Here is a 12,039-nt window from a genome sequence, read left to right on the forward strand (position 1 = left end):
AGTCGGACACGGCTAGGACAGCAGGTCCTGCGCGGTGTCGACGGTGAGGGCGCGGCGGATCCAGGTGGTGAGCTGGTCGAGGTCGGTGCAGGAGGTGATGCGCTCGCGGATGGTGTCGCAGACCAGGATGCCGCGGGTCTTCAGGATCAGCAGCACCGACTTCGCCTCGCCTTTTGCTTCCCCCTGGGCTTCGCCGAGGGCGAAGGCCCGGCCGAAGAGGTCGGACCTGAACTCGTAGGTGCCGGTGGTCACAGCGTCCTCCGGGTACTTCCTGGCTGCGGCGGGCAGCGCCGCGAGCACGTAGTCAGCGTACAAAGCTCCCCTGTCGGGGGCGAGCGCGTCGATCGCGGGCAGCAGCGCGTCCAGGACGGCCGGATCGTCGGTGTGGTGGACGATCGCGGCCAGGATCGCCAGTTCCGGTTCGGCGCGGGCCCGTTCCGGATCGGCGATCGGGGGGCAGGTCCGCCAGGGACAGCGCGACAGGCCGGTGCACCAGGGAGCCCCAGCCCAGGTCGATCGGGGCCGCGCACCACTCGGCCACCGCCCTGCTCGGGGAGAGGGTGAGCAGCACCGTCGGGCACTTCAGTCGGGCACGCAGGTTGGCCACGTAGGCGGGCCCACCGAAGCGCTTGCGCTCGTCGGGGCGGCGCTGGCACTCCACGACGATCACCAGCACCGGGACTGGGCTGCCGACGCCGGGGGCGGGACCGCGCTCCAGGACGACGACGGCGTCGGCGCGCAGTTCCGGCGGTGCGGTGGTGGTCGCGTCCCCCGAGTCGCACCGGGCCCGGGAGAACTCCGGCAGCGGCACCTTGGAGGCACGCTCCGGCAGACAGGGGGCCAGGACAGGAAAGTGGCGGATGAGGTCGAGGGGAAGTTCATGCTCCAAAGACGGCAGGGCGGAAAGATACGGGGAATTCGGGGAAAGGTGGTAATGGGAAAAGATCTGAACTGTCTGGCTTCTGGGTTGTTTCTTGGTGGTGCAGACGTAATTGTTGGTTTATGTTTTTCTTGTGAATTTGTGGCGTCTGTGGCTTGTTTCCCCTGGGGTGAAGGTGACGAGCTTCGTGGGGAGAAGTCTGCTCCGGTCAGTTGCAGACCAGCCGCGGCATGCCGGTCCGTGCCTCTTTCCTTGCTTTGGTAAGGACTTAAGATCTTGCTCCGCTCGGGCCAGAGGCAGACGAGGCCGTGCCGAACAGCTTGGAAGACGGATTCCGGTTTCGGAGAAAAGAACGTCCCGCGGGAGGAGTCGCGTGCCGCGGCGTGTCCGTTCCGGAAGGACGTGCCGCGGACCATGCCGGGACGGTCGAAGTGGACGCTTCGGCAGGAAAGGGGTGACGACGACAAGGCCGCTTGCCGTCGGGCGTCGTCGATTCCCGGGGTGGGGCCCGGGCTGCCGAAGCAGCGGAGGACTCGGTGCTCCGTGCGGGGGGAGCGGTCCGTGCCGGGCCGGGGTGTGGGCGGCAGGAAGGTCGGCCGCGTGGGACGGGCCTGCCGGAGGCGGGCCCGCACGGAGCGGCAGCCGCAGGCGGAACGACCGAAACAGGCCACCGTACCGCCGGCGGGTCGCGGCGCCCAACCGTTTTCCGCCCTGGTGAGGCAGCGGGCCCCCGCTGACGCCCGGCGCGGTTCGGCGTACTTCGGAAAGCGGTTTCACAAAGAGGCGGAACAACATACGGGGGATCATGCGGGGTGCCGCCGGGAACGGCGTCGCCAGACGCAGGGGATACCGCCACCCCTGACCAGGTCGGTCCCGGCCGTCCGCGACGACGGGGCGGGGGAGTGGAGCTCCCGACGGCTCCCGGAGCATCCCCGAAACGGTGCTCGTGGGACGGCCGGCGGAGAAGCTGCGCGTGACCGCCGAGCAGCACGGGATCGAACGGTGGAGCACCGACCTCGACACGGCGCTCTCGACGACTCCGTCGAGGTGCACTTCGACGCCCAGATCACGCACGCCCGCGAGGCCGCGGCGCGCTCCGCCATCGCCGCGGGCAGGCACGGCTGCGTCGAGAAGCCGACCGCCGACAACCCGGCTGGCGCAGCCCTGGAGCCGGCCGAACCCGCCCGAGACGCGGGGGTGAAGAACGGCGCCGCCCAGGACGGGCAGTTCCCCCCGCGGCATGCTCACGCTGCGCCGCCTCAGCGACAGCGGCTTCCTCTGCCGCATCCTGTCGAACCGCGGCGAGTTCGGCTGCTGGGCGTTCGAAGGAGACCGGCAGCCCGCACAGCGCCCCAGCCGGAACTGCCGCGCCGAGGACGGCGGCGGCATCGCCCTCGGCATGTTCCTCCACCGGCATTCCGTCCCGCAACAGCGGGCGTGACCCCCGTCGTCATGGCCAGCCGCGCCCTCGCAGCCGCCGCGGACGACCCCGAGGACTACGCCAGGCGGTACCGGCGGCTGCTCTCCGAGACCGGCCGGTCGTCCCGCACCGACGGGGAGCAGTCTTCGCCCGGCACTCGACGGGCACCGGGACCACGCCGACCCGGCCGACGCGGTCGAGGACGTGGCCGCCCCCATCGCCGACCCCGCACGCCGCTGGTGCCCCGGCCGGGACACCAGCGGCACCGGACCAGAAGGACTCAGCCGACCCGGTCGCGCAGGGCCTCCAGGAAGCGCAGCACCGCCACCGATCCGGGGTCGGCCTCACCCACACTGCGCTGCCCCACCCAGGCGGCACGGCCGCGGGACGAGGCCAGTTCCCGGGTCTCGGCCACGGTGCGTTCGGCCGCCGCGACAGCCGCCTCGGCCGCCGAACGCGCGTCGGCGGTACCGGACAGCGCCTCCGCCACCGCCAGCAGCACGTCGAGGAAGGTCTTGTCGCCGCGGCGGGCACCGCCGCGCTCCTGCACGCGGCGGGCGACGGCCTCCGTGATCCGGGCGGCGTCCGCCGCGGTGGGCCCGGCGACGCCGTCGACCTCGGCGGCGGCGTGCAACAGCCCGGTTCCCACCAGCGCTGCGAACGTGGAGGGGTTGGCGGAGGCGAACGCCACACCCGCCGCCCGCAGCAGGTCGGCCGCGTGCACGTCCTCGGGCAGGCCCAGCAGCGCCTCGCGGACCGCCTCTGCCCCCGCGGACACGGTGATGCCCAGGTCGCCGTCGCCCAGGCGGGCGTCCAGGGCGCGCAGCTCCTCGGCGTGGGCGGGCAGCGCGGGCAGCACGTCGAGCAGCAGGGCGCGCAGCGCGCTGGGGGAGCCGGTCCGCCGCACCCGCACCTCGGACGGGGCGTCCCCGCCGCTCCCGGGGACGCCGTCGACGGCCCGGGCGGCAGGCCGGACCGGCGCGGGCTGCCCCTGGGAGAAGAACGGGGAGGCCGCGGGCGCGTCCAGCAGTTCGGCCAGTTCGTCGTCGAGCAGCAGCAGCGACAGCGACGCCCCCGCCATCTCCAGGCTGGTGGCGAACTCGCCGATGTAGCGGCGGTGGATGACCACGCCCCGTTCGGCGAGGACCTGGTGGGCGCGCCGGTAGACGAGGTAGAGCTCCTCCAGCGGGGTGGCGCCCAACCCGTTGACCAGCACCGCGACCCGCTGGCCCGGGGCCGGGTCGAGTTCGGCGAGGATCTCGGTGAGGAACCGGTCGGTGATCTCGTCGGCGCTCTCCAACGGCCCCCGGTGGCTGCCCGGCTCGCCGTGGATGCCGATACCGACCTCCATCTCGCCGTCGGCCAGGGTGAAGGTCGGTCGGCCCGCGGCGGGCAGGATCGTCGGGGACAGGCCCACGCCCATCGTGCGGGTGGCGTCCACGGTGCGCTGCGCGATCTCCCGCACGCCCTCCAGGTCGTCGCCGCGGTCGGCGGCGGCTCCCGCGGTCTTGTAGGCGAAGAACAGCCCGGCCACCCCGCGCCGGGTCGACTCCCTGCCCCTGGGGGCCGACAGGATGTCGTCGGTGCCCAGCACGGTGGCGGTGGCGATGCCCTCGGCCGCGACGATGTCGGCGGCCAGGTCGAAGTTGTAGATGTCGCCCCCGTAGTTGCCGTACAGGTACAGCACACCCGCCCCGCCGTCGGAGGCGCGGGTGGCCGCCGCGATCTGCTCGGCGGAGGGGGAGGAGAAGACGTTGCCGACCGCGACGCCGGTGGCCAGCCCCTGGCCGACGTAGCCGAGGAAGAGGGGCAGGTGGCCGGAGCCGCCGCCGGTCACGATCCCCACCCGGCTGGGCACGGGGGCGTCCGCACGGACCAGCGCCCGCCGGTCGGCCGAGGCGGCGCGCAGCCGGTCGGGGTGGGCCAGCAGCAGCGACTCGGTCAGCTCGTCGACGAAGTCCTCGGGCTTGTTGATGATCTTCTTCAGTGCCACGTCGCTCACTCGCTTCTCGATGGGGCGGCGGGCGGCCGCGTCGCGCCCGCCGCGTGGTGGTGCTCGGACCCGCCGCGGGTCAGGCCACGGCCGCGGCGGTCGCCCGCAGCTCTTCGAGGTCGGCGGCGGAGACGGACCCGCAACTGACCCGGACCGGTCCCACGGGCAGTCCCCGCACCTGCAACCCCGCCTTGAGGTGGGCGATGTTGCCCGCCTTGACCGCGGCGACCGCCCGCTCCACCAGGGGCTGCGCCGCGGCCGCGGCCGCGGCGTCACCGGAGCGCAGTGCGTCGCGCAGGGCCACGAACGGCTCGGGGAACACCGAGGAGACCCCAGAGACCACGCCCGTGCCGCCGGAGCGGACGAGCTCGGCGTAGGAGACGTCGTTGCCGGAGAAGAACGCGAAGCCCTCCGGGGCCTCGGCGAGGAACGCCGCGACCGACTCGTCGCTCTCCCCGCTGATCTTGACCCCGCTCACGCCGACGTCGGCGAGGCGGCGCAGCACGGACGGCGCGGCCGGGGTGGTGGAGCGGGCCTGGAACAGGTAGGCGAACACCTGGGCGCCGTCCGCGGCGGCGACGACCCGCTCGAAGTAGCGCAGCAGCGCGTCCTCGGGGGCGGGCAGGTAGAACGGGGTGATGGCGGCGACCCGGCGGGCGCCCGCGGCCACGGCGGCCCGGGCGAGCCGTTCGGCCTGCCGGGCAGTTGCCGCGCCCACGTGCGCGTAGGTGCGGTCGGGGCCGAACACCTCCAGGGCGACGCGCAGCACCTCCAGCCGCTCCTCGTCGTCCAGGGCGGTGAACTCGCCGGTGGTGCCCGCCGCGAACACTCCGTCGGCGCCGCTGTCGCGGATCCGGGCCGCCAGGACGGCCAGGGTGTCGGTGTCGAGCCGCTCGTCGGCGGTGAACGGGGTGGGCATCGCGGTGATCAACTGTGCTTCGGGCATGCGCGGTCTCCTCGGGAGGAAAGGAAGAAGGGGTCAGCGGGTGGGGGCGGCCGCCCCGGCGGTGCGGCGGCGCCTCCAGGCGGCGCGCAGCGGCGGCAGCAGCAGGGCCAGCAGGCTCACCGTCAGGATCGCCATGGCGAGCGGGCTGGTCAGGATGTTGGAGGGACCGCCGATCTCCAGGGCGCGGCGCAGGTTGCTCTCGGCGAGCTTGCCCAGCAGCAGGCCCAGCACCACCGGGCCGGCCGGGACGGAGAAGCGCCGCAGGAACAGGCCGACGAGCCCGAAGGCCAGCATCACGCCGACGTCGAAGACGCTGTTGTTGACGGCGTAGGTGCCCACCATGCAGAAGATCAGGATGACCGTCCACAGGAAGTGCCGCGGCAGGTCGAGGAGCTTGGCGACGCTCCGCATGCGCAGCAGGCTCAGCCCCAGGGCCAGCAGCGTGGCCACGATCATGATCCCCGCGATGCTGTAGACCAGCTCGGGGTTGTTGGTGAACAGCGACGGACCGGGCTGGATGCCCCAGACGATCATGGAGCCGATCATCACGGCCATCACCGAGTCGCCGGGGATGCCCAGGGCCAGTGAGGTGGTCGTGGAGCCGCCCAGGGTGGCGTTGGAGGCGGTGTCGGCGGCGGTGATGCCCTCCAGCGACCCCTTGCCGAACTTCTCCGGGTGCTTGGAGACGCGCCGGGCCTGGTCCCAGGCGAGGATGCCGGCGATGTCGCCGCCGGTGGCGGGCACCACGCCGACCACCCCGCCCACGCCGCTGCCCACGAGCAGCGGTTTGACCATGACGCGCCAGTCGGAGCGGCGGGGGAACCACCGGCCGAACTGGGTGATCGGGGCGGGGCCGCTGCCGGTGCGGTGGGTGAGGATCTGGTCGAAGACCTCGGCGATGCCGAACAGGCCGATGATCGCGGCGATGAACGGGATCCCGTCGGACAGTTCGAGGACGCCGAAGGTGAACCGGGGGTCGCCGGTGATGGGGTCGCGGCCCACCGCCCCCAGCAGCAGCCCCAGGGCGCCGGCCATGAGGCCCTTGACGATCTGCCCTCCCGAGATCCCGACCATCATTGTCAGGCCGAAGGCGACCAGGGCGAACATCTCGGCGGGACCGAACTGCAGGGCCAGCCGGGACAGCGGGATGGCCGCGAACATCAGCAGCAGCAGTCCCGCGAACGTGCCGATCGCGGAGGCGAACGCCGACGCGGTCAGCGCCAGGCCGGCCCTGCCCTGCTTGGCCAGCGCGTAGCCGTCGAAGGTGGTGGCGATGGAGGCGGGCGTGCCGGGGGTGTTGACCAGGATCGCGGGGACCCGGTCGCCGAAGTTGGCGGAGACGTAGATGGTCAGCAGCACCGCCAGGCCCGGAAGCGGGTCCAGGGAGAGCGTGAAGCCGCTGGCCAGGGCCACCGCCATGGTGGCGGTGATGCCGGGGAAGGCGCCGACCAGCATGCCCAGCACGGCCCCCGCCGCGATGCACAGCAGCACGGTGGGGTCCAGCAGCGAGCCGAAGCCTTCGACGAGAGGACTCATCGGGTCGTCGGGGCCGTCCGGCCGGACATTGGCCGTGGGGAGGGGCCCCTTCCTCCTCTCCGGGGGACGGGACGGTCGTGCGGGGCCGGGAGCGGACTCCGGTCCGCGGGCGCGGACGGGGGCGCGGCCGGCCGGGAGCGGGGCGGGCGCATCAGAGCGGAACCTTCAGCAGCACGCCGAACAGCAGGTAGAGGACGGCGGTGACCACGGCGGGGAAGACGAGCAGCGCCTTCCAGCCGCGGCCGCCGCCCAGGTGGACCAGGGCGGCGAGCAGGACCGGGGTGGAGACCCGGAAGTCCACGAAGTACCAGAGGACCCCGTAGCCGAGGACCGCCAGCAGCATCGCGGTGAGGCGGAGCGCCCCGGTGCGGCTGGCCGGGTCGGGAAGCTCCGCGGTCGCGCGGGGGCGCAGCAGCGCCAGCGCGGCGTGCAGGACGCTCAGCCCCAGCAGCACGTACGCCAGCGCCTCCGGCCACCAGCGCGGACTGAAACTGGTCAACCCGGTCTTCTCCGGGACCTGGGCCGCCAGCACCAGGGCGCCGACGGCCACGGCGGCCCCGGCCAGCGCCGGGACCAGTTCGCGCAGCGGTGCGGAGGGGCGGGCCGCCGCCACCGGGGACGGCCCGCCCTCCTCGGGAACGGATGCGGTGGACAACGCCGATCAGCCCCGGTCGCTCAGGAGGCCTTCGAAGCGCTGGGTCTCGCTCTGCACGAACGAGGCGAACTCGTCGGCGGGGACGTTGACCGGGATGCTGCCGGAGTCGGTGATGATCGCCGTGAACTCCTCGGACGAGGCCGCGACCTCGAACGCCTCCTCCAGGGCCTGCTTCACCCCGTCGGGGAGGCCGGCGGGAGCACCGATGCCGCCCCAGCCGCCCATGACGACGTCCACGCCCTCCTCGGCGGCGGTGGGCACGCCCGGCAGCGACTCCGACGGCTGCTCGTCGAACACCGCGAGGACGCGCAACTGGCCGTCGGCGTGGGCGGGAGCGGTCTCGGAGATGCCGGCGATGACCGCGTCCACCTCGCCGCCGATGGCGGCGGTCACGGCGGGGGCGCCGCCGTCGAAGGGAACCGGCTTGAACTCGGTGCCGGTGGCCTCGCCCAGGGCCGCGGTGGTGGCCTCCCAGATGGAGCCCGCACCGGAGTTGGAGACGGTGATCTTCCCGGGCTCCTTCTCCGCCGCCTCGACCAGGTCGCCGAGGGTCTCGTACGGGCTGTCGGCGGGGACGGCCACGGTCGCCGGGACCGACACCATCTGGCCGATCAGGTCGTAGTCGGCCGGGTCGACCTCGTAGCCCTGGAAGCCGAGCATGACCGTCTCCACCGGCAGGTAGCCGATGGTGTAGCCGTCGGCGGGCGCCGAGGCCAGGTGCTGCAGGCCCACCGAGCCGGCGCCGCCGGTGCGGTTCTCCACGATGATGCTGGTGCCGAGCTCCTGCTCGAGCTGCTCGGCGAGGGTGCGGGCGGCCAGGTCGGAGGCGCCTCCGGCCTGGTAGGGGACGACGAGGGTGATGTCCTTGCTGGGGTAGTCGGCAGCGTCCTCGGAGACCGCTCCGCGGTCGGCGCAGCCCGCGGCGGTCACGAGGGCGGCCAGGGCGAGGACGCCGCCCGCGGTGCGGAGGGTGGTGGGGCGCATGACGCCTCCTTCGGGTGTGACGAGTCCAGTGACGAATGTGCGGGTTTTGGCATGAAGATCCGATGATCGGAGGTATTCGGGCGGAAGGGCCCCTTGTGAGGGGCGGCCCGGGACCGGGGCTATGCGCTCCCCGGGAACTGCTCCTGCTCCGTGTAGGGTCTGCGGAGCCTGCGCCTGGCGTTGTCCAGGTGCGCGTGCAGTTCGGCGAAGACGGCTTCGGGGTCTCCCTCCTCGACCAGGCGGGCCAGCAGCTCGTGCGCGCGGACCGAGGGGGTGAGATCGGCGTAGCGCTCGTTGGACGCGAGCAGCAGCATCTCGATGGTGGGACGGTACTGCGCCCAGACGTCGCCCAGCCGCCGGTGCGCGGCGACGTCGTAGAAGACCGAGTGGAAACGCAGGTCGGCCGCTGTGAAGGCGGTGGGGTCCCGCTCCTCGGCGGCGCGCCGCATGCCGCGCAGCGCGGCCTGGAGGCCCTCGGTGAGGCCCCTGCGGTCCCGTCCCAGCGCGATCTCCAGGGCGAGCCGCTCCATCGCCTCCCGCAGGGAGAACAGCTCGTCGATGTCGGCGCCGCTGAGCCCCACGACGGTGGCGCTGCGCCGGTTGGTGTCGACCAGCCCCTCGGCCGCCAGGGTCTTGAGGGCGTCGCGGATCGGCCCGCGGCTCAGGTTGAACTTCTCGGCCAGGTGGCTCTCCACCAGCGTGGTCCCCGGAGCGTAGCGGCCGGTGATGATCATGCGTCGAAGCTCGCCGGCCACCTGGTCCCCCAGGGCCCGCGGCTTGATGGGCAGGATCTCCGACATCGTTTCCTCTCGGTTAACTGTTAACAGTTGACCAGATTGAATCACGGCCCGATCCGTGTCAAGTCGCCGGGGCACGGAATTCCGACCTGCTGACCTGGAAGAAGACGGAAACCCCTGCGGGTACGGGGAAACACGGCCGGGGCCCGGGCCGCGACGAAGAGGCCCCGGGGCGACGGCACCACACGTGCGGCACCGCCGCCCCGGGGCCCCGGAGCCGCGGGACAGGAGGTCAGCTCCGCGTGGGCGGAGCCGTGCTCTCCCGCACGACGACCTCGCCGCCGACCGGCACCACCCGGGGCTCCTCGGGCGTCTCCCCGTCCAGGGCCAGCCGGGCCGCCTCCTCGCCCATCCGCTCCAGGGGCAGCCGCACCGTGGTCAGCGCCGGAGTGAGGTCGCGCAGCGTGGGAATGTCGTCGAACCCGGCCACCGACAGGTCCTGCGGCACCCGCAGCCCCAGGTCGCGCAGGGCCGCCATCGCACCCGTGGCCATGACGTCGTTGACCGCGAACAGGCAGGTCGCGTCCGTGCCCGCAGCCATCAGCCGCCGGGTCGACTCGTACCCCCCATCACGGGTGAAGGCGCCGTGCACCACGTTGTGGTGGGCGAGCTCGACCCCCGCGCTCGACAGCGCCGAGTGGAACCCGTCCAACCGGTCGCGCGCGGTACGCAGATCGGCGGGACCGGCCAGGATCGCGAACCTGCGGTGCCCCTGCTCGACGAGGTGCCGCGCCAGCGCCGCGGCGCCGTTGCGGTTGTCGGGCACCACCGTGTCCGCGGGCAGCCCCTCCTGGGAGACGCAGGCGACCCGCCCGCCCTGGCGGGTGAAGATCCGGATCTCCTCGGCCAGTCGGCGCGTGCCCTCCTCGTCGATCGTGCGGCTGCCCACCAGCACCACCGCGCGGGCGCGGTGCGCGCGCAGCGTCGCCAGCATCTGCACCTCGCGCTGTGGGGCGCGCCCGGTGGTGCCCAGCACCACCACCAGGCTCTCCCCCTCGGCACGGCGGGTCACCCCCGCGGCGATGCCGGAGAAGTAGGGGTCGGCGATGTCGTGCACGATCAGCCCCACCAGCGAACTGGTGTTGCGGGCGAGCGTCTGCGCCGAGGCGTTGGCGAGGTACCCCAGCTCCCGGGCGCTCGCGGTGACCCGCTGTCGCAGCTTCTCGCCGACCTGGCGGGTACTCCCGTTGATCACGCGCGACGCGGTCGCCAGGGACACCCCGGCATGTTTGGCCACCTGCTCCAGTGTCACGTATCCGGACCCCACCCCGTTGCCCTTTCCGCTGCGTGCCACCAGGAAAACTCTTTCCTCTCCGCTCGTGGGCGGCGTCGGCGGCTCAGGAGTTCGCGCCGCCGACGCCGCCCGGTACGTTCTGCCGCAGTTCGGTACGCCGGTGCCTCCCGGAACGCCAGCCTAGGGCCTCGTGTGCCGCCGACGAGCTGAAATCCGACCGCCCGCCGGCCAGGCCCGCCGTGGCCGGGCGCCCCGGCGGACGCGGCCCGGCGGCCGCCCCACCGGGCCGCGGAGGGCCCCGCACCGCAGGCCGGGGAGGGGAGGCGGCGCGGGACGGTGTGGACCGCGGGCCCGACCGGGCAGCAGTTCCTCCGCCTGCACCGGGGCGCCCGACCCCGTCGAGGCGTTGACGGCCGGGCCGGCCGGCAGGGCGTGGGTGCCGTCGTTGCGGTCGGGGCGGATGCCGTCGCCGTGGGAGCCTTCGCCCACCGCGGCGGAGACGTCCTGCGCGGGGCTCGGTGCGGGCGCGGGGGGCGGTATGGCCGTGGTGTTCTCCTCGGAGGGCGGGCGTGGCGCGCACCGGCGTCGTCTCGTCCCGGTGCGGGGAGGCCCACGGGATCCCGGTGACGTCGAGCTCCGGGCGGCCCCCGGCCGCCGGTGGACGAGATCCGGCAGCCCTCCCAGGCCGCCAGGCGGCAGGTGGGCCTGGCATCCGAGGCGTGGCGAGCAGCACCGGCAGGTCCTCCCCCGATGGGTGATGCCGGGACCGAAGACGTTGAGGCCGCGCCGGCAGCCGTGCTCGTGCCCGACGTCCGGGGAAGCCGGGTCGGGGCCAGGGCTGCCGCTCAGGTGCAGTGCGAACGGGGCGTTCCCGGCGGCCGGACCGCCGTGGCTGCGCTCGTGGTCGGCGGCGACGCCGTGGCGGCGGCCTCCTCGCCGCAGGAGAAGAGGCCGGCCCGGGCGAAGACCTCGGCGGGACGGGAGTCGGTCCACCGGTTGACCAGGTCGGGGCGGCGGCTGGCCTGGGGCGTCAGGAGGCCGCCGCAGTGGCGCTCGGCGCGGTGCCGGCGGCGGAACCGGGCGGTGCCGTGGCGCAGGCCGAGCAGCCACGCGAAGGGCGCCGAGCCGGTCTCTGCGACGGCCCCCGAGGCAGCATCGCGCAGGTGCCCGTGGACGGGGCTGTGCCGGTGGTTGGACCCGCCGAGCCCTGGCCGCAGGTGCGCTCCCGGGCGTCGCGGACGCGGCGGCAGCCGTCCAGGCCGACGGTAGCGGCCTCTCGGCGGCGACGGCGCGGCCCGACTCCAGGGCGGCCGCGATGCAGCCGGCGCGCAGACGGTCGGGGGCGCACACGGCGACCTCGTCCACCGGCTCGGCGTCGAGCCTCCGGGGAAGTCGTCGGGCGTGCAGGCGGTAGCGGGCCGGGGCCCGCCTCGGCGACGATCGTTGCGGACACCCGTCCGGGGGCGGTTGGCGCCGCACAGGGCGGTCGGCCCCGGACGGCGCGCGTGGTGACCAGGCGCGGGGGACGTCCGGGGGCGCGGCCCGGCGCCCACGGTCGCCCACCGGCGTGCGGGGTTCGGTTCCGGAAGCGGGG

General features: G+C 73.9%; 9 protein-coding genes. 1 reads left to right on the top strand and 8 read right to left on the bottom strand.

The genetic code is table 11. From position 1 onward, the window contains the following. Window positions 1–12 precede the first annotated feature (12 nt). On the bottom strand, window positions 13–315 hold the full coding sequence (locus tag AC529_RS20980) for a hypothetical protein (RefSeq protein ID WP_232306741.1): 303 nt from the start codon (window positions 313–315) through the stop codon (window positions 13–15). Between the two features lie 1,805 nt (window positions 316–2,120). Here AC529_RS20980 and AC529_RS21280 point away from each other — a divergent pair. Further along, window positions 2,121–2,321 carry a hypothetical protein gene (locus AC529_RS21280; protein ID WP_068757541.1) on the top strand — a complete coding sequence of 67 codons (201 nt, stop codon included), beginning with the start codon at window positions 2,121–2,123 and terminating at the stop codon, window positions 2,319–2,321. Window positions 2,322–2,580: 259 nt separating this feature from the next. Here the strand turns inward: AC529_RS21280 and AC529_RS14475 are convergent, their stop codons facing one another. The 7 genes from AC529_RS14475 to AC529_RS14505 form a co-directional block, all read right to left on the bottom strand. Then, window positions 2,581–4,302, bottom strand: a complete 1,722-nt coding sequence (locus AC529_RS14475) for a dihydroxyacetone kinase family protein (RefSeq protein ID WP_232306742.1) — start codon at window positions 4,300–4,302, stop codon at window positions 2,581–2,583. 70 nt (window positions 4,303–4,372) lie between these two features. Then, on the bottom strand, window positions 4,373–5,239 hold the full coding sequence (locus tag AC529_RS14480; RefSeq protein WP_068757543.1) for a dihydrodipicolinate synthase family protein: 867 nt from the start codon (window positions 5,237–5,239) through the stop codon (window positions 4,373–4,375). Between the two features lie 33 nt (window positions 5,240–5,272). Then, complete coding sequence (locus tag AC529_RS14485) at window positions 5,273–6,775, bottom strand: tripartite tricarboxylate transporter permease (protein WP_068757544.1); 1,503 nt, start codon at window positions 6,773–6,775, stop codon at window positions 5,273–5,275. A gap of 151 nt (window positions 6,776–6,926) precedes the next feature. Beyond that, the gene (locus AC529_RS14490) at window positions 6,927–7,430 is read right to left on the bottom strand and encodes a tripartite tricarboxylate transporter TctB family protein (RefSeq protein WP_068757547.1); all 504 of its coding nucleotides are present in this window, start codon (window positions 7,428–7,430) and stop codon (window positions 6,927–6,929) included. Window positions 7,431–7,436: 6 nt separating this feature from the next. After that, window positions 7,437–8,414, bottom strand: a complete 978-nt coding sequence (locus tag AC529_RS14495; RefSeq protein ID WP_068757548.1) for a tripartite tricarboxylate transporter substrate binding protein — start codon at window positions 8,412–8,414, stop codon at window positions 7,437–7,439. 119 nt (window positions 8,415–8,533) lie between these two features. Then, window positions 8,534–9,214 carry a GntR family transcriptional regulator gene (locus tag AC529_RS14500; RefSeq protein ID WP_068757550.1) on the bottom strand — a complete coding sequence of 227 codons (681 nt, stop codon included), beginning with the start codon at window positions 9,212–9,214 and terminating at the stop codon, window positions 8,534–8,536. Between the two features lie 229 nt (window positions 9,215–9,443). Further along, complete coding sequence (locus tag AC529_RS14505; protein ID WP_068757669.1) at window positions 9,444–10,478, bottom strand: LacI family DNA-binding transcriptional regulator; 1,035 nt, start codon at window positions 10,476–10,478, stop codon at window positions 9,444–9,446. Window positions 10,479–12,039 lie beyond the last annotated feature (1,561 nt).

This window comes from Thermobifida cellulosilytica TB100, from assembly GCF_001517975.1.
GTDB classification, from domain to species: domain Bacteria; phylum Actinomycetota; class Actinomycetes; order Streptosporangiales; family Streptosporangiaceae; genus Thermobifida; species Thermobifida cellulosilytica.

What these genes read in the sequence shown, in the direction of transcription:
- AC529_RS21280 (WP_068757541.1), top strand. Translation starts at nt 2,121, where the DNA reads ATGCTCACGCTGCGCCGCCTCAGCGACAGCGGCTTCCTCTGCCGCATC.
- AC529_RS14480 (WP_068757543.1), bottom strand. Translation starts at nt 5,239, where the DNA reads ATGCCCGAAGCACAGTTGATCACCGCGATGCCCACCCCGTTCACCGCC.
- AC529_RS14485 (WP_068757544.1), bottom strand. Translation starts at nt 6,775, where the DNA reads ATGAGTCCTCTCGTCGAAGGCTTCGGCTCGCTGCTGGACCCCACCGTG.
- AC529_RS14495 (WP_068757548.1), bottom strand. Translation starts at nt 8,414, where the DNA reads ATGCGCCCCACCACCCTCCGCACCGCGGGCGGCGTCCTCGCCCTGGCC.
- AC529_RS14500 (WP_068757550.1), bottom strand. Translation starts at nt 9,214, where the DNA reads ATGTCGGAGATCCTGCCCATCAAGCCGCGGGCCCTGGGGGACCAGGTG.